The 15,614-nt window shown below is 63.3% G+C and carries 20 protein-coding genes; 19 read left to right on the forward strand and 1 reads right to left on the reverse strand.

What is annotated here, in order from left to right:
* Positions 1 to 3: 3 nt before the first annotated feature.
* Complete coding sequence (locus ACM14_RS08975; RefSeq protein WP_012202956.1) at positions 4 to 768, reverse strand: DeoR/GlpR family DNA-binding transcription regulator; 765 nt, start codon at positions 766 to 768, stop codon at positions 4 to 6.
* A 270-nt stretch (positions 769 to 1,038) separates the two neighbouring features.
* On the opposite strand from ACM14_RS08975, the gene ACM14_RS08980 reads away from it, so the two are divergent.
* From ACM14_RS08980 to rpmJ, 19 genes are all read left to right on the forward strand, one after another.
* On the forward strand, positions 1,039 to 2,118 hold the full coding sequence (locus ACM14_RS08980) for an ABC transporter ATP-binding protein (protein ID WP_065345971.1): 1,080 nt from the start codon (positions 1,039 to 1,041) through the stop codon (positions 2,116 to 2,118).
* Between the two features lies 1 nt (position 2,119).
* Complete coding sequence (locus tag ACM14_RS08985) at positions 2,120 to 3,202, forward strand: ABC transporter ATP-binding protein (protein WP_065345995.1); 1,083 nt, start codon at positions 2,120 to 2,122, stop codon at positions 3,200 to 3,202.
* Complete coding sequence (locus ACM14_RS08990) at positions 3,199 to 4,092, forward strand: carbohydrate ABC transporter permease (protein WP_013804449.1); 894 nt, start codon at positions 3,199 to 3,201, stop codon at positions 4,090 to 4,092. Before ACM14_RS08985 ends, ACM14_RS08990 begins: the two co-directional genes overlap by 4 nt.
* Before the next feature lie 75 nt (positions 4,093 to 4,167).
* A complete protein-coding gene (locus ACM14_RS08995) occupies positions 4,168 to 4,983 on the forward strand; it encodes a carbohydrate ABC transporter permease (RefSeq protein ID WP_013804448.1) in 816 nt (271 codons plus the stop codon).
* Positions 4,984 to 5,165: 182 nt separating this feature from the next.
* On the forward strand, positions 5,166 to 5,474 hold the full coding sequence (locus ACM14_RS09000; protein WP_012202961.1) for a DUF2160 domain-containing protein: 309 nt from the start codon (positions 5,166 to 5,168) through the stop codon (positions 5,472 to 5,474).
* A gap of 100 nt (positions 5,475 to 5,574) precedes the next feature.
* Positions 5,575 to 7,308 (forward strand): ABC transporter substrate-binding protein, encoded by a 1,734-nt coding sequence (locus ACM14_RS09005; protein ID WP_012202962.1) that lies wholly within the window; start codon positions 5,575 to 5,577, stop codon positions 7,306 to 7,308.
* A gap of 343 nt (positions 7,309 to 7,651) precedes the next feature.
* The gene (locus ACM14_RS09010; RefSeq protein ID WP_063327433.1) at positions 7,652 to 9,241 is read left to right on the forward strand and encodes a glycerol-3-phosphate dehydrogenase/oxidase; all 1,590 of its coding nucleotides are present in this window, start codon (positions 7,652 to 7,654) and stop codon (positions 9,239 to 9,241) included.
* A gap of 687 nt (positions 9,242 to 9,928) precedes the next feature.
* Positions 9,929 to 10,297, forward strand: a complete 369-nt coding sequence (gene rplN / locus ACM14_RS09015; protein WP_012202964.1) for a 50S ribosomal protein L14 — start codon at positions 9,929 to 9,931, stop codon at positions 10,295 to 10,297.
* Between the two features lie 10 nt (positions 10,298 to 10,307).
* Positions 10,308 to 10,628 (forward strand): 50S ribosomal protein L24, encoded by a 321-nt coding sequence (rplX, locus tag ACM14_RS09020; protein WP_012202965.1) that lies wholly within the window; start codon positions 10,308 to 10,310, stop codon positions 10,626 to 10,628.
* 10 nt (positions 10,629 to 10,638) lie between these two features.
* Entirely contained in the window at positions 10,639 to 11,178 is a 540-nt protein-coding gene (gene rplE, locus ACM14_RS09025) for a 50S ribosomal protein L5 (protein ID WP_012202966.1), read from the forward strand.
* A gap of 8 nt (positions 11,179 to 11,186) precedes the next feature.
* Positions 11,187 to 11,492, forward strand: coding sequence for a 30S ribosomal protein S14 (gene rpsN / locus ACM14_RS09030; protein ID WP_012202967.1), 306 nt, complete (start codon positions 11,187 to 11,189; stop codon positions 11,490 to 11,492).
* 20 nt (positions 11,493 to 11,512) lie between these two features.
* Entirely contained in the window at positions 11,513 to 11,908 is a 396-nt protein-coding gene (rpsH, locus tag ACM14_RS09035; protein WP_012202968.1) for a 30S ribosomal protein S8, read from the forward strand.
* A gap of 24 nt (positions 11,909 to 11,932) precedes the next feature.
* Positions 11,933 to 12,466: a 50S ribosomal protein L6 gene (gene rplF, locus ACM14_RS09040; RefSeq protein ID WP_013804444.1), complete on the forward strand. Its 534-nt coding sequence runs from the start codon at positions 11,933 to 11,935 to the stop codon at positions 12,464 to 12,466.
* A gap of 11 nt (positions 12,467 to 12,477) precedes the next feature.
* On the forward strand, positions 12,478 to 12,843 hold the full coding sequence (gene rplR / locus ACM14_RS09045; protein WP_012202970.1) for a 50S ribosomal protein L18: 366 nt from the start codon (positions 12,478 to 12,480) through the stop codon (positions 12,841 to 12,843).
* A 15-nt stretch (positions 12,844 to 12,858) separates the two neighbouring features.
* Positions 12,859 to 13,380, forward strand: a complete 522-nt coding sequence (gene rpsE, locus ACM14_RS09050; RefSeq protein ID WP_012202971.1) for a 30S ribosomal protein S5 — start codon at positions 12,859 to 12,861, stop codon at positions 13,378 to 13,380.
* A 14-nt stretch (positions 13,381 to 13,394) separates the two neighbouring features.
* Positions 13,395 to 13,577: a 50S ribosomal protein L30 gene (rpmD, locus tag ACM14_RS09055; RefSeq protein WP_012202972.1), complete on the forward strand. Its 183-nt coding sequence runs from the start codon at positions 13,395 to 13,397 to the stop codon at positions 13,575 to 13,577.
* 11 nt (positions 13,578 to 13,588) lie between these two features.
* The gene (rplO, locus tag ACM14_RS09060) at positions 13,589 to 14,020 is read left to right on the forward strand and encodes a 50S ribosomal protein L15 (RefSeq protein ID WP_012202973.1); all 432 of its coding nucleotides are present in this window, start codon (positions 13,589 to 13,591) and stop codon (positions 14,018 to 14,020) included.
* 24 nt (positions 14,021 to 14,044) lie between these two features.
* Positions 14,045 to 15,364 (forward strand): preprotein translocase subunit SecY, encoded by a 1,320-nt coding sequence (gene secY / locus ACM14_RS09065; RefSeq protein WP_012202974.1) that lies wholly within the window; start codon positions 14,045 to 14,047, stop codon positions 15,362 to 15,364.
* 132 nt (positions 15,365 to 15,496) lie between these two features.
* A complete protein-coding gene (gene rpmJ, locus ACM14_RS30570) occupies positions 15,497 to 15,610 on the forward strand; it encodes a 50S ribosomal protein L36 (protein ID WP_003050535.1) in 114 nt (37 codons plus the stop codon).
* Positions 15,611 to 15,614: the final 4 nt, after the last annotated feature.

The following is a 15,614-nucleotide window of genomic DNA, read 5'->3' on the forward strand; positions in this document are numbered from 1 at the left end:
AACTTATTGCGCCACCACGCATTGCACTTCTGCTTCGCGCAGAAGTGCATCGAACGGGGCGGGGGGCGCGGTATCGGTGAACAGGCGGTCGATCTGGTCCAGGCGTGCCAGCTCCACCATGGCCTGGCGGTGGAACTTGCTGTGGTCTGCGGCCAGCCAGACCTCGCGCGACTGGGCAATGATGGTCTGGGCCACCTTGACTTCGCGCATGTCGAAGTCGCGCAGGCTGCCATCGGGCTCGATGGCCGAGATGCCGATCAGGGCGATGTCCACCTTGAACTGGCGGATGAAGTCCACGGCCGCCTCGCCCACGATGCCCCGGTCGCGCGTGCGCACCACGCCGCCGGCCACGATGACTTCGCAGTCGGCGTTGGAGCTGAGGATGGCCGCCACGTTGAGGTTGTTGGTGATCACGCGCAGGCCCCGGTGCTTGAGCAGGGCCTGGGCCACGGCCTCGGTGGTGGTACCGATGTTCAGGATCAGCGAGCAGCCGTTGGGAATGGCCTCGGCCACGGCACGCGCAATGCGCGACTTGCCTTCGGCATGCAGCACCTGGCGCTGGGTGTGGCCCAGGTTCTCCACCGTGGCGCTGGGCACGCGCACGCCGCCGTGAAAGCGCACCATCAGGCCCGCATCGGCCAGCTTCTGTATGTCGCGGCGCACGGTCTGCAGGGTCACGCCCAGGATCTCGGCCAGCTGCTCCACCGAAGTGGACTGGCGGCTGCGCACTTCGTCGAGCAGCTGTAGTTGTCGGGGATTGGTGTTCACGGCGGCGATTCCAGATCTGGTGCGTTCTCAGGCAAACAAGGCGGGGCGACCGGTTTATAGCGCATTTGCCCCTGGCCGGCCGTGGGTTGGGGAACTTTAAAACGAAGAAAAAAGAACAGCACCTAGGGTATGTGTTGATGGGCTGCGATCTGGAAAGAACAAAAATGATCACGTTGTTGCTTTCGGATGGCGCGCAATCGCCGCCTTGAGCGAGATGTTTCTCCTTGTTCAATCGCTGCCCCCGAGGCGGCCTCGTCAGTGAGGGCGGTCGTGGAACTGGTGTTGGAGAGAATCAGCAAACGCGTGGGCGGCCAGACCTGGCTGCACCCCATGCACCTTGAACTGGAAAGCGGCGCGGTGACCGTGCTGCTGGGTGCCACGCAGGCCGGCAAGACCAGCCTGATGCGCATCATGGCCGGCCTGGACGTGCCCACCGAAGGCCGTGTGCGCGCCGATGGCGTCGATGTGACCGGCATGCCCGTGCGCGAGCGCAACGTGGCCATGGTCTACCAGCAATTCATCAACTATCCCTCGCTCACGGTGGCGGACAACATCGCCTCGCCGCTCAAGCTGCGCGGCGACCGCGACGTGGCGCAGCGCGTGCGCGCCCTGGCCGAGCGGCTGCACATCGAGATGTTCCTGGACCGCTATCCGGCCGAGCTGTCGGGCGGCCAGCAGCAGCGGGTGGCGCTGGCGCGCGCCCTGGCCAAGGGCGCTCCGCTGATGCTGCTGGACGAGCCCCTGGTCAACCTCGACTACAAGCTGCGCGAGGAACTGCGCGAGGAACTGACCCAGCTGTTCGCCACGGGCGACTCCACCGTGGTCTATGCCACCACCGAGCCCGGTGAGGCCCTGCTGCTGGGTGGCTACACGGCGGTGCTGCATGAGGGCGAACTGCTGCAGTACGGCCCCACGGCCGAGGTCTTCCATCAGCCGAATTCGCTGCGCGTGGCGCGCGCCTTCAGCGATCCGCCCATGAACCTGATCGTGGCCAGTGCCGTGGAGGGCGGGCTGCAACTGCCGGGCGGCGCGCGGCTGCCCGTGGCGCTGCCTGCGGACCTGGCCGTGTCCGGCCAACTGACCCTGGGCCTGCGCGCCAGCGCCCTGCGCCTGCAGTCCCGGCCCGGCGATCTGGCGCTGCAGGGCGTGGTGGAACTGGCCGAGATTTCGGGCTCCGACACCTTCGTGCATGCCACCACGCCCTGGGGTGAGCTGGTGGCCCAGGTCACGGGCGTGCACCATCTGGACCTGGGCAGCGCGGTCACGCTGCACCTGGACCCGGCCCATGCCTATGTGTTCGGCACGGACGGCGCGCTGCTGCTGGCGCCGGCGCGGCCCGGAGGACGATGAGATGGCCCGCATAGAACTTGATCTGGCCCACTCCTACAAGCCGAACCCGCAGCAGGACAGCGACTACGCGCTGCTGCCGCTGAGCATGGTCTTCGAGGACGGCGGCGCCTATGCGCTGCTCGGCCCCTCGGGCTGCGGCAAGACCACCATGCTCAACATCATGTCGGGCCTGCTGGTGCCCTCGCAGGGCAAGGTGCTGTTCGACGGCCGCGACATGACGCGCGCCACGCCCCAGGAACGCAACATCGCCCAGGTGTTCCAGTTCCCGGTGATCTACGACACCATGACCGTGGCCGAGAACCTGGCCTTTCCGCTGAGGAACCGCCGCATGCCCGAGGAGCGCATCCGCGCGCGGGTCGGCCAGATCGCCGAGATGCTGGAGATGAGCGGCCAGCTCGACCAGCGCGCGGCCGGCCTGTCGGCCGATGCCAAGCAGAAGATCTCGCTGGGCCGGGGCCTGGTGCGGCCCGATGTGTCGGCCGTGCTGTTCGACGAGCCGCTCACGGTGATCGACCCCCAGCTCAAGTGGCAGCTGCGCCGCAAGCTCAAGCAGATCCACCATGAACTGCGGCTCACGCTGATTTATGTGACGCACGACCAGGTGGAGGCCCTGACCTTTGCCGAGCACGTTGTGGTCATGACGCGCGGGCGCGCCGTGCAGGTGGGCACGCCCGCCCAGCTTTTCGAGCGGCCCAGCCACGCCTTCGTCGGCCACTTCATTGGCTCGCCGGGTATGAACTTCGTGCCGCTGCAGCAGGACGGCGGCCGGCTGCTGGCCGAGGGCCAGTACCTGCCCCTGCCCGAAGCGCTGGCCGGCGTGGCGCCCAGCCTGCCGCTGAGCCTGGGCATACGCCCCGAGTACCTGGCACTGGCCTCGGCCGACGCGCCCGGCGCCGTGGCCTGTTCGGTGGAGCGCGTGCAGGACGTGGGCACGCACCAGTTGCTGGTGGCGCGCCTGGGCGAGCGGCTGCTCAAGCTGCGCTGCGGCGCCGATGCCGCGCTGCCGGCCGTGGGCGAGACCGTCTGGGTGCAATTGCAGGGGCCCCACACCTGCTACTACGTCAACGAGGAGCTGCAGGCATGAGCCAGACCGTCAAGCCCGTCAACCAGAAGGCCTGGCTGCTGATCCTGCCGGTCATCATCTGCGTGGCCTTCTCGGCCATCATCCCGCTGATGACGGTGGTGAACTACTCGGTGCAGGACATCATCAGTCCCGACCGGCGCGTGTTCGTGGGCACGGAGTGGTTTGCCCAGGTCATGCGCGACGAGGAACTGCACTCGGCCCTGCTGCGCCAGATCGGCTTTTCGCTGGCCGTGCTGCTGGTGGAGATTCCGCTGGGCATCGCGCTGGCCTTGTCCATGCCGGCCCAGGGCTGGAAGGCTTCGGCCGTGCTGGTCGTGGTCTCGCTGTCGCTGCTGATTCCGTGGAACGTGGTCGGCACCATCTGGCAGATCTACGGCCGCGCCGATATCGGACTGCTGGGCGCGGCGCTCAACGCGCTGGGCGTGGACTACAACTACACGGGCAATGCCACCCATGCCTGGCTCACCGTGCTGGTCATGGATGTCTGGCACTGGACGCCGCTGGTGGCCCTGCTGTGCTACGCGGGCCTGCGCTCCATTCCCGACGCCTACTACCAGGCCGCGCGCATCGACGGCGCCAGCAAGTTCGCGGTGTTCCGCTACATCCAGCTGCCCAAGATGCGCGGCGTGCTGATGATCGCCGTGCTGCTGCGCTTCATGGACAGCTTCATGATCTACACCGAGCCCTTCGTGCTCACGGGCGGCGGGCCCGGCAATGCGACCACCTTCCTGTCGCAGTACCTGACGCAAAAGGCCGTGGGCCAGTTCGACCTGGGGCCGGCGGCTGCCTTCTCGCTGATCTATTTCCTCATCATCCTGCTGCTGTGCTTCATCCTCTACAACTGGATGCAGCGCGTGGGCACGGCAGACAAGGAAGGGGCAAAAGAATGATCACCACGCTCCCTTCGTTCACTGCCCCCCGAGGGGGCTCGGCCTCCCTTGGGGTGGCCCTGCGGGAGGCCGGACATGACTGAAGACCGCCGTTTCCACAAGCGCACGCTGTTCCTCGTCGCCTACCTGCTGTTCGCCGTGCTGCCCATCTACTGGATGGTCAACATGAGCTTCAAGACCAACGAGGAGATCCTGTCGAGCTTCTCGCTGTGGCCCCAGCATTTCACCTGGGCCAACTACCAAACCATCTTCACCGACGCCTCCTGGTACTCGGGCTACATCAACAGCCTGATCTACGTGGCCATCAACACCGTGATCTCGCTGACGGTGGCGCTGCCGGCGGCCTATGCGTTCTCGCGCTACCAGTTCCTGGGCGACAAGCATGTGTTCTTCTGGTTGCTGACCAACCGCATGACGCCGCCGGCCGTCTTCCTGCTGCCCTTCTTCCAGCTCTACACCACGGTGGGCCTGATGGACACGCACATCGCCGTGGCCCTGGCTCACCTGCTGTTCAACGTGCCGCTGGCCGTCTGGATCCTGGAGGGCTTCATGAGCGGCATCCCGCGCGAGATCGACGAGACGGCCTATATCGACGGCTACTCCTTCCCGCGCTTTTTCCTCACCATCTTCCTGCCGCTGATCAAGGCCGGCGTGGGCGTGGCGGCCTTCTTCTGCTTCATGTTCAGCTGGGTGGAGCTGCTGCTGGCGCGCACGCTGACCAGCGTGAACGCCAAGCCCATCGTGGCGACCATGACGCGCACCGTCTCGGCCTCGGGCATGGACTGGGCGACGCTGGCTGCGGCCGGCGTGCTGACCATCGTGCCGGGCGCCATCGTGATCTGGTTTGTGCGGCATTACATCGCCAAGGGGTTCGCCATGGGGAGGGTTTGAGGCACCCCCTGAGGCGCTTGCGCGCCTTCCCCCTCTCTACCCGCTTCCGCGGGGGAGGGGGACGACACCCTCGGGGCGGGGCGGCGCGGCCGGCGTAGGCCCTTCCTCGGTGTCCCTGGGCTGGGCTCTGCCGGTTTCGAGAAGCTGCGGTATTGATGCTGGATTTCTGAAAGGACTCGTCAATGTTTTCCTGGATGGCCTGGACGCTGCCGGTGGCGGTGTTCTTCAGTTGCATCGTGCTGATGCTGGTGGGCATGACGCTGTGGGAGTTGCGCAGCCCGACCGTGATGCGCAAGGGCTGGCTGCCGATGGCGACGACGCGCGGGGACCGGCTGTTCATCGGGCTGCTGCTGGCGGCCTACGTCAATCTGGCCTGGGTGGGCCTGGGCGAGAGGATGGCGCAGTGGTTCTCGCTGGAGGCGGAGCCTTCGGTGTGGATCAGCCTGGTGCTGTCCATGCTCGTGCTGGCCGTCGTGATGCGCAAAGGCTGATCACTTCATTCCATTTATCGACAGCCGGGTCCGAAGCTCCCCCGGGGCCCGCTGGTGCATGTGCATGTCGGGGAGACAGCAAGAATCTAGGAGACGGCAGATGAAACAACGACTTCATACCATCGCCCTCGCGGCGGCCCTGCTGGCGGCGGGGCAGGCGTCCTGGGCCGGAGAGGCGGAAGCCAAGAAGTGGATCGACGCGGAGTTCCAGCCCAGCACGCTGTCCAAGGACCAGCAAATGGCCGAGATGAAGTGGTTCATCGAGGCGGCCAAGAAGCTGCAGGCCAAGGGCGTCAAGGAGATCGCCGTGGTCTCCGAGACCATCACCACGCACGAGTACGAGAGCAAGACGCTGGCCAAGGCCTTCACCGAGATCACGGGCATCACCGTCAAGCACGACCTGATCCAGGAAGGCGACGTGGTCGAGAAGCTGCAGACCTCGATGCAGTCGGGCAAGTCCATCTATGACGGCTGGATCTCCGACTCCGACCTGATCGGCACGCACTACCGCTACGGCCGCATCATGAGCCTGACCGACTACATGGCCGGCGCCGGCAAGGACTTCACCAATCCGGGCCTGGACATCAAGGACTTCATCGGCACCAGCTTCACCACCGCGCCCGACGGCAAGCTCTACCAGCTGCCCGACCAGCAGTTCGCCAACCTCTACTGGTTCCGCGCCGACCTGTTCGAGCGCAAGGACCTCAAGGACAAGTTCAAGGCCAAGTACGGCTACGAGCTGGGCGTGCCGCTGAACTGGAGCGCCTACGAGGACATCGCCGAGTTCTTCACCAACGACGTCAAGCAGATCGACGGCAAGCCCATCTACGGCCACATGGACTACGGCAAGAAGGACCCGTCGCTGGGCTGGCGCTTCACCGATGCCTGGCTGTCCATGGCCGGCGCGGCCGACAAGGGCATTCCCAACGGCATGCCCGTCGATGAATGGGGCATCCGCGTGGCCGACGACAAGTGCACGCCCGTGGGCGCCTCGGTCTCGCGCGGGGGCGCCACCAACTCGCCGGCCGCCGTGTTCGCGCTCACCAAGTACGTGGACTGGATGAAGAAATACGCGCCCAAGGAAGCCATGGGCATGACCTTCGGCGAGTCCGGCCCCGTGCCGGCCCAGGGCCATATCGCGCAGCAGATCTTCTGGTACACCGCCTTCACGGCCGACATGACCAAGCCCGGCCTGCCCGTGGTCAATGCCGACGGCACGCCCAAATGGCGCATGGCGCCCGGACCCAACGGCCCGTACTGGAAGGACGGCATGCAAAACGGCTACCAGGACGTGGGCAGCTGGACCTTCTTCAAGGACCATGACGCCAACCGCACGGCCGCCGCCTGGCTCTACGCGCAGTTCGTCACCGCCAAGACCACCAGCCTCAAGAAGACCATCGTCGGCCTGACGCCCATCCGCGAAAGCGACATCCGCTCCAAGGCCATGACCGACATGGCGCCCAAGCTCGGCGGCCTGGTCGAGTTCTACCGCAGCCCCGCCCGCGTGGCCTGGACGCCCACCGGCAACAACGTGCCCGACTACCCCAAGCTGGCCCAGCTGTGGTGGAAGAACGTGGCCCAGGCCGTCACCGGCGAGAAGACGCCCCAGGGCGCCATGGACAACCTGGCCGAGGAAATGGACCAGGTCATGTCCCGCCTGCAGCGTGCCGGCATGGCGCACTGCGCGCCCAAGCTCAACCCCAAGGGCGACCCGGCCAAGTGGCTCAGCGACAAGCAGGCGCCGTGGAAGAAGCTGGCCAATGAAAAGCCCAAGGGCGAGACGATTGCGTATGACACGCTGCTCAATGCCTGGAAAAACGGCAAGGTGAGGTGACACCCCCTGAGCCGCTGCGCGGCTTCCCCCTCTCTACCCGCTTCGCGGGGGAGGGGGACGACGCCCTCGCCGCGAGGCGGCTCTTGCTCGGCGTCCCTGAGTTGGGCCGTGTCGGCTTTGGACAACATGCCCTGCGCTGGTCTCCCGGCCTATCGCCAAATTCGTTGACTGCAAGAAACACGAAACGAAAGATAGCGAAGAAAAAAATACAAAAACGAGCGAAAATAGCGGAAAACCCGATTCCGTCCCCTTCGCATTGGGCGCAGGCGTGGCGTCCCGGGTGCTGACATGGCGGCTACATGGCGCCCTGTTAACTTGCCCCACATTCCTTCGTCGAAGATCCATGTCCCTCGCTGCTTCCCCTCTGCCCACCGGCCGCGCCGCCCTGCTGGAACGCCTGGCCCAGCCTGAAACCTACGATCTGGCCATCATCGGCGGCGGTGCCACCGGCCTGGGCGTAGCCCTGGACGCGGCGGCGCGCGGGTTCAAGGTCGTGCTGGTGGAGTCGCATGACTTTGCCAAGGGCACGTCCTCACGCGCAACCAAGCTGGTCCATGGTGGCGTGCGTTACCTGGCCCAGGGCAACATTGCCCTGGTGCGCGAAGCGCTGCATGAGCGCACCACGCTGCTGCACAACGCGCCCCATCTGGCGCAGCCGCTGGCCTTTGTCATGCCGTCCTACAAGCTGCTGGACACGCCGTTCTACGGCATCGGCCTCAAGATGTATGACGCGCTGGCCGGCAAGGCAGGCCTGGGCGCCACCGAATTCCTCTCGCGCTCCAGCACCGTCAAGTGTTTGCCCACCGTGCGCCAGCAAGGCCTCAAGGGCGGCGTCAAATACTGGGACGGCCAGTTCGACGATGCCCGCCTGGCGCTGGCGCTGGCACGCACGGCCGCCGCCAAGGGCGCGCTGCTGGTCAACTACTGCCCCGCGCTTGAGCTGCTGCATGAAGGCGGCAAGGTCGCCGGCCTGGTCTGCGAAGACACGGAATCGGGCCGGCGCTTCACGCTGCGCGCCAAGTGCGTGGTCAACGCCACCGGCCCCTGGGTGGACCTGTTCCGCCAGCAGGACGCCGAGGCCCAGGGCCGTCCCGTCAAGCCCATGGTCGCGCCCAGCCAGGGCGTGCACGTGGTCGTGGACCGCGACTTCCTGCCCAGCGACCACGCCCTGCTCGTGCCCAAGACGGCCGATGGCCGCGTACTCTTTGCCGTGCCCTGGCTGGGCAAGGTCATCCTGGGCACCACCGACACCCCGCGCAACGACCTGGCGCGCGAGCCCCTGCCGTTCCCCGAGGAGCTGGACTTCATCCTCACCGAGGCCGGACGCTACCTCACGCGCCAGCCCACGCTGGCCGACGTGCGCAGCATGTGGGTCGGCCTTCGCCCGCTGGTCAAGCCCCAGGACGACGACGGCGAGAACACCAAGAAGATCAGCCGCGAGCACACGGTCATGTCCAGCCGCACCGGCCTGGTCACCGTCACGGGCGGCAAATGGACCACCTACCGCGCCATGGCCGAAGACGTGCTCTCCGAGTGCTTTGCCATCGGCCGACTGCCGCACCGCCCCGGCGGCGTCACGGCCCGCCTGCCGCTGGCCGGCGCCCCGGCCGAATCCGCCGTGCACCACCGCATGAACCAGGTCCAGGGCCTGCATTCCTATGGCACGGAAGCCCCGGCGGTGGAGGCGTTGCCGGGCAACGACGAATGGCTGGCAGACGGCCTGAACGAAGCCATGGTGCGTTTTGCCGCGCGCTTCGAATACGCGCGCACCGTGGAAGACGTGCTGGCGCGCCGCAGCCGCCTGCTGTTCCTCGATGCGCGCAAGGCCGCCGAGGTGGCGCCGCGCGTGGCAGCCATCCTCCAGGAGGAGCTGGGGCAGGACGCCGGCCTGGCGGACTTCATGCCGCTGGCGGCCCAGTACCTGCCGGCCTGATCGCGGCTGAAGCCCCTCTCAAGCAAAACGCCCTGCACTGCAGGGCGTTTTGCTTTTGGAGGCAGATGCAAGCCAAGGAAAGATTGTCAAAATTGATGGATATCTATCTTTGATTGTTTTTATGAATCAGAATGCTGCCCATGGCATCTCGTAACGGTGCCGGCGAACAGCAGCCAGCACAAGGCTGACGAGGGAGGGGGAATGATGAAGAAAGCGCTTGAAAGTCCGTTTTCCGCAGGGCAAGGGCCGTGCCCGAGCCCAACGCGGTGGCCCCAAGCCGCTGCGATGTCTGCGCCGCCGTAGCACGCGCGGCCAGTCCGCAGCAGACGATTGCGTTGAGTCTGCCACCCTTTGCCGAGCCCGCCAGGCTCGGCTTTTTTATGGGCGTTTCCGATGGTGTGCGGCCATCGGCAGGCCCAGCTTGCTCCTGGGTTGATAGCGCTCTTGTGGGGGTTGCGCAACGCTGCCGGCCAGGGGTGGAAAAGGCAGCTAAGGGTTTGACGCGCAAAGGAATTTCTGGGACAATCCCATGCTTCACGTGAAAATCGTGAAGTTATCTGCCCAGTGGAAGCGCCGAGAAATGGTTTTCGGCGTGGACGACGGGCCCAAGACTGACTGGCTGCTCGCGGCCCTTGAGAAGACTCTGGGGCTGTCGAGTGTTTGCTGGAGCAAGTTGGGAATATTGAAATGATCCAAACAGAATCTCGGTTAGAGGTTGCCGACAACACCGGCGCGAAGTCTGTTCAGTGCATCAAAGTGCTGGGCGGTTCTCATCGTCGCTATGCGAGTGTTGGTGACATCATCAAGGTGACCATCAAGGAAGCTGCACCGCGTGGACGCGTCAAAAAAGGCGAGGTCTACAGCGCGGTCGTGGTGCGTACGGCGAAGGGTATTCGCCGTGCTGATGGCTCGCTCGTCAAGTTCGACGGCAACGCCGCCGTTCTGCTGAACGCCAAGCTGGAGCCTATCGGCACCCGCATCTTTGGCCCCGTGACTCGTGAACTGCGCAACGAAAAGTTCATGAAGATCGTGTCCCTGGCACCTGAAGTTCTCTAAAGGAAGCACCATGAACAAGATTCGCAAGGGCGACCAAATCATCGTGCTGACCGGCCGTGACAAGGGCAAGCAAGGCGTGGTCTCGGCTCGCAAGGACGACTCCCACCTGTTGATCGATGGCATCAACATGGTGAAGAAGCACGTCAAGCCGAACCCCATGAAGGGCACCACCGGCGGTATCGTGGAAAAGGCCATGCCTATCCACCAATCCAACGTGGCCATCTTCAATGCAGCGACCGGCAAGGCTGATCGCGTGGGCATCAAGGTGCAGGCCGACGGCACACGCGTTCGCGTGTTCAAGTCCAGCGGCGCCGAAATCAAGGCGGCCTAAGGGGTAACACATGGCACGACTGCAAAAACTGTATCGCGAAAAGATCGCGGCTGAACTCAAGGAAAAGTTCGGCTACACCTCCTCCATGGAAGTGCCCCGTCTGACCAAGATCACCCTGAACATGGGTGTGAGCGAAGCCGTGGCCGACAAGAAGGTGATGGACAACGCCGTGGCTGACCTGACCAAGATTGCTGGTCAGAAGCCCGTGGTGACCAAGGCCAAGAAGGCTATCGCCGGCTTCAAGATCCGTGAAGGCCAGGCCATTGGCTGCATGGTGACCCTGCGTGGCGTTCAGATGTATGAATTCCTGGACCGTTTCGTCACCGTGGCTCTGCCCCGCGTGCGTGACTTCCGTGGTATCTCCGGCCGTTCTTTCGACGGTCGCGGCAACTACAACGTCGGCGTCAAGGAACAGATCATCTTCCCCGAAATCGAGTACGACAAGGTGGACGCTCTGCGTGGTCTGAACATCAGCATCACGACGACAGCTCGGACCGACGATGAGTGCAAGGCACTGCTCGCCGCTTTCCGTTTCCCCTTCAAGAACTGAGGTGGCGCATGGCTAAAGTTGCATTGATCCAGCGCGAACTCAAGCGCGAAAAGCTGGCAGCCAAGTACGCTGCCAAATACGCAGAACTGAAGGCAATCGCCGCTGACGCAAAGCGCAGCGACGAAGAGCGCGACGCCGCTCGCCTGGGCCTGCAGAAGCTGCCCCGTAACGCGAACCCCACTCGCCAGCGCAACCGCTGCGAGATCACGGGTCGTCCCCGTGGCACCTTCCGTCAATTCGGTCTGGGCCGCGCCAAGATCCGTGAACTGGCCTTCGCTGGCGACATCCCCGGTGTCACCAAGGCCAGCTGGTAAGCAAGCAGGAGAGATTAAACATGAGCATGAGTGATCCCATCGCTGACTTGCTGACCCGCATCCGCAATGCACAAATGGTCTCCAAGACCACCGTGACGGCTCCTTCCTCCAAGGTCAAGGTTGCCATCGCCCAGGTGCTGAAGGATGAAGGCTACATCGACGGCTTCCAAGTGAAGACCGACGCTGGCAAGTCCGAACTCGAAATTACCCTGAAGTACTACGCCGGCCGTCCGGTGATCGAGCGCATCGAGCGCGTGAGCCGTCCCGGCCTGCGCGTGTACAAGGGCCGTGACGCAATCCCCCAGGTCATGAACGGTATGGGCGTTGCCATCGTCACCACTCCCAAGGGCGTGATGACGGATCGCAAGGCACGCGCCACTGGCGTGGGCGGCGAAGTGCTGTGCTACGTGGCCTAACGGACATTAAGGAGAAATACTGAAATGTCTCGCGTAGCAAAGACTCCCGTGGCCATCCCCGCAGGCGTGGATGTGTCCATCAAAGACGACCAGATCAATGTGAAGGGCACCGGCGGCACGCTGTCGCAAGCCCAGAACGTTCTGGTGAAGATCTCCAACAACGAAGGCAAGCTGTCTTTCGAGCCCGTCAATGACTCGCGCGAAGCCAACGCCATGAGCGGCACCATGCGTCAGCTGGTGAACAACATGGTGGTGGGCGTGAGCAAGGGCTTCGAGAAGAAGCTGTCGCTGGTTGGCGTGGGTTTCAAGGCTTCGGCCTCGGGCTCCAAGCTGAACCTGGCGATCGGCTTTTCGCACCCGGTGAACTTCGAAATGCCGGCCGGCATCACTGTCACCACCCCCACACCGACCGAAATCTTGGTCAAGGGTGCTGACCGCCAGGCCGTTGGCCAAATGGCTGCTGAGATCCGTGCCGTTCGTCCTCCCGAGCCCTACAAGGGCAAGGGCATCCGTTACTCGGATGAGAAGGTCGTGATCAAAGAGACCAAGAAGAAGTAAGGAGCTGCATTATGTTGACCAAGAAAGAGCAGCGTCTCCGTCGTGCCCGCCAGACCCGCATCCGCATTGCACAGCAAGGCGTGGCACGTCTGAGCGTGAACCGTACGAACCTCCACATCTACGCAAGCGTGGTGTCGGAAGACGGCACCAAGGTGCTGGCTTCGGCCTCCACCGCCGAAGCCGAAGTGCGCACCCAACTGGGCGCCATCGGCAAGGGTGGCAACGTGGCTGCCGCTACGCTGATTGGCAAGCGCATTGCCGAGAAGGCGAAGGCTGCCGGCGTGGAGAAAGTGGCTTTCGATCGCGCTGGTTTCGCATACCACGGCCGCGTGAAGGCTTTGGCAGAAGCCGCTCGTGAAGCCGGCCTGCAGTTCTAAGCGGAGCGGATAGAAATGGCAAAGTTTTCTCCCAAGGTGCAAGACGAAGGTCGTGACGACGGTCTGCGCGAAAAAATGATCGCGGTGAACCGCGTCACCAAGGTTGTGAAGGGCGGTCGTATCCTCGGCTTCGCTGCACTGACCGTGGTTGGCGATGGTGATGGCCGCGTTGGCATGGGCAAGGGCAAGTCGAAGGAAGTGCCTGCAGCCGTGCAAAAGGCGATGGAAGAATCCCGTCGCAACATGATCAAGGTGTCTTTGAAGCACGGCACGATCCATCACACCGTGATGGGTCAGCATGGCGCAGCATCCGTGATGCTGAACCCCGCTCCCAAGGGTACCGGCATCATCGCCGGCGGCCCGATGCGCGCCGTTTTCGAAGTGCTGGGCATCACCGACATCGTGGCCAAGAGCCATGGTTCGTCGAATCCCTACAACATGGTCCGCGCGACTTTTGACGCTCTGAAGCACTCCACGACCCCTTCGGAAGTGGCAGCCAAGCGCGGCAAGTCGGTTGAAGACATCTTCACCGCCTGATCGGAGTCAATCACATGACAACGCAACAAACCGTGAAGGTGCAACTGGTGCGCAGCCCCATTGGCACCAAGGAATCGCACCGCGCCACTGTCCGTGGCCTGGGCCTGCGCAAGCTGAACAGCATCAGCGAACTGCAGGACACGCCTGCCGTGCGCGGCATGATCAACAAGATCAGCTACCTGGTCAAAGTTCTCTGAAAGGATTGATGATGGAACTCAATAGCATCAAGCCTGCAGAGGGCTCCAAGCACGCCAAGCGCCGTGTCGGTCGCGGCATCGGCTCCGGCCTGGGCAAGACTGCCGGCCGTGGTCACAAGGGTCAGAAGTCGCGTTCGGGTGGCTACCACAAGGTGGGCTTCGAAGGCGGTCAAATGCCTCTGCAGCGCCGTCTGCCCAAGCGTGGCTTCAAGTCGCATCTGCTGAAGTTCAATGCAGAAGTGACCCTGTCCGCTCTGGAACAGCTGGGCCTGGCCGAAGTCGATCTGGCAGCTCTGAAGCAAGCCGGTCTGGTTGGTGAAATCGCAAAGGTGGTCAAGATCATCAAGAGCGGTGAAATCAGCAAGGCTGTCAAGCTCAACGGCATCGGCGCTACCGCCGGCGCCAAGGCTGCCATCGAAGCTGCCGGTGGCAGCATCGCCTGATTAATGATCTGAAAGAAGACATCCGTGGCTACTAGCGCAGCTCAAATTGCAAAAACCGGAAAATTCGGCGATCTTCGCCGCCGTCTGGTTTTTCTGTTGCTCGCGCTGGTCGTTTACCGGATCGGGGCTCATATCCCCGTGCCGGGCATCGATCCAGCGCAGCTGCAGCAGCTGTTCAATGGCCAGCAGGGCGGCATTCTCAATCTGTTCAACATGTTCTCGGGTGGGGCGCTCTCGCGCTTCACGGTGTTCGCACTGGGGATCATGCCGTACATCTCGGCATCGATCATCATGCAGCTCATGACCTACGTGGTCCCTACATTCGAGCAGCTGAAAAAGGAAGGTGAATCGGGTCGTCGCAAGATCACCCAGTACACCCGCTACGGCACATTGGGCCTGGCGATTTTTCAGTCCCTGGGAATTGCCGTGGCTCTGGAAAGCTCCGCAGGTCTGGTTCTGAGCCCTGGCTTCGGCTTCCGCCTCACGGCGGTGGTCAGCCTGACGGCCGGCACCATGTTCCTGATGTGGCTCGGTGAACAGATCACGGAACGTGGTCTGGGCAACGGCATCTCGATCCTCATCTTTGGAGGTATCGCCGCAGGTCTGCCGAGCTCCATCGGTGGTCTGCTGGAGCTGGTGCGCACCGGTGCCATGAGCATCCTGGCCGCGATCTTCATCGTTCTCGTGGTGGCAGCCGTGACGTACTTCGTCGTGTTTGTCGAGCGGGGACAACGCAAGATCCTGGTGAACTATGCGCGTCGTCAGGTGGGTAACAAGGTGTATGGTGGCCAGTCTTCGCACTTGCCGCTGAAGCTGAACATGGCGGGGGTCATTCCTCCCATCTTCGCTTCCTCGATCATCTTGCTGCCGGCGACCGTTGTGAACTGGTTCAGTGCAGGGGAATCCATGCGCTGGCTGAAGGACATTGCTAGCACGCTGACCCCCGGTCAGCCGATCTATGTGATGCTCTACGCCACTGCCATCATCTTCTTCTGCTTCTTCTACACGGCCCTGGTGTTCAACAGCCGGGAAACCGCCGACAACCTGAAGAAGAGTGGTGCCTTCATCCCCGGGATCCGTCCCGGTGACCAGACGGCCCGCTACATTGACAAGATCCTGGTTCGCCTGACCCTGGCTGGCGCGGTGTACATCACATTCGTGTGCTTGTTGCCCGAGTTCCTGATCCTGAAGTACAACGTTCCGTTCTACTTCGGTGGCACATCACTGCTGATTATTGTGGTGGTGACCATGGACTTCATGGCCCAGGTGCAGAACTACATGATGTCGCAACAGTACGAATCGCTCCTCAAAAAGGCGAACTTCAAAGCGACACTTGGCAATTGAACTAAGTGATGGGCCTGGCCGGCGGTGCCGGCGGGTCCAGTAAGAGTTAGTAGACGCCCACTCGATCTATCCATCGCGGGCATGTTTCCCGGTCGATAGGCCGTAACGGATGTAGAGTTTTAGGAGAATGAAATGAGAGTTTCGGCTTCGGTCAAAAAAATCTGCCGTAACTGCAAGATCATCCGCCGCAAAGGTGTGGTGCGAGTGATCTGCACGGACCAGCGCCACAAGCAGCGCCAGGGTTGATAGG

The organism is Delftia sp. JD2 (assembly GCF_001682645.1).
Classification (GTDB): Bacteria; Pseudomonadota; Gammaproteobacteria; order Burkholderiales; family Burkholderiaceae_C; genus Comamonas; species Comamonas acidovorans.

What these genes read in the sequence shown, in the direction of transcription:
- ACM14_RS08985 (WP_065345995.1), top strand. Translation starts at nt 2,120, where the DNA reads ATGGCCCGCATAGAACTTGATCTGGCCCACTCCTACAAGCCGAACCCG.
- ACM14_RS08990 (WP_013804449.1), top strand. Translation starts at nt 3,199, where the DNA reads ATGAGCCAGACCGTCAAGCCCGTCAACCAGAAGGCCTGGCTGCTGATC.
- ACM14_RS08995 (WP_013804448.1), top strand. Translation starts at nt 4,168, where the DNA reads ATGACTGAAGACCGCCGTTTCCACAAGCGCACGCTGTTCCTCGTCGCC.
- ACM14_RS09000 (WP_012202961.1), top strand. Translation starts at nt 5,166, where the DNA reads ATGTTTTCCTGGATGGCCTGGACGCTGCCGGTGGCGGTGTTCTTCAGT.
- ACM14_RS09005 (WP_012202962.1), top strand. Translation starts at nt 5,575, where the DNA reads ATGAAACAACGACTTCATACCATCGCCCTCGCGGCGGCCCTGCTGGCG.
- ACM14_RS09010 (WP_063327433.1), top strand. Translation starts at nt 7,652, where the DNA reads ATGTCCCTCGCTGCTTCCCCTCTGCCCACCGGCCGCGCCGCCCTGCTG.
- rplN (WP_012202964.1), top strand. Translation starts at nt 9,929, where the DNA reads ATGATCCAAACAGAATCTCGGTTAGAGGTTGCCGACAACACCGGCGCG.
- rplX (WP_012202965.1), top strand. Translation starts at nt 10,308, where the DNA reads ATGAACAAGATTCGCAAGGGCGACCAAATCATCGTGCTGACCGGCCGT.
- rplE (WP_012202966.1), top strand. Translation starts at nt 10,639, where the DNA reads ATGGCACGACTGCAAAAACTGTATCGCGAAAAGATCGCGGCTGAACTC.
- rpsN (WP_012202967.1), top strand. Translation starts at nt 11,187, where the DNA reads ATGGCTAAAGTTGCATTGATCCAGCGCGAACTCAAGCGCGAAAAGCTG.
- rpsH (WP_012202968.1), top strand. Translation starts at nt 11,513, where the DNA reads ATGAGCATGAGTGATCCCATCGCTGACTTGCTGACCCGCATCCGCAAT.
- rplF (WP_013804444.1), top strand. Translation starts at nt 11,933, where the DNA reads ATGTCTCGCGTAGCAAAGACTCCCGTGGCCATCCCCGCAGGCGTGGAT.
- rplR (WP_012202970.1), top strand. Translation starts at nt 12,478, where the DNA reads ATGTTGACCAAGAAAGAGCAGCGTCTCCGTCGTGCCCGCCAGACCCGC.
- rpsE (WP_012202971.1), top strand. Translation starts at nt 12,859, where the DNA reads ATGGCAAAGTTTTCTCCCAAGGTGCAAGACGAAGGTCGTGACGACGGT.
- rpmD (WP_012202972.1), top strand. Translation starts at nt 13,395, where the DNA reads ATGACAACGCAACAAACCGTGAAGGTGCAACTGGTGCGCAGCCCCATT.
- rplO (WP_012202973.1), top strand. Translation starts at nt 13,589, where the DNA reads ATGGAACTCAATAGCATCAAGCCTGCAGAGGGCTCCAAGCACGCCAAG.
- rpmJ (WP_003050535.1), top strand. Translation starts at nt 15,497, where the DNA reads ATGAGAGTTTCGGCTTCGGTCAAAAAAATCTGCCGTAACTGCAAGATC.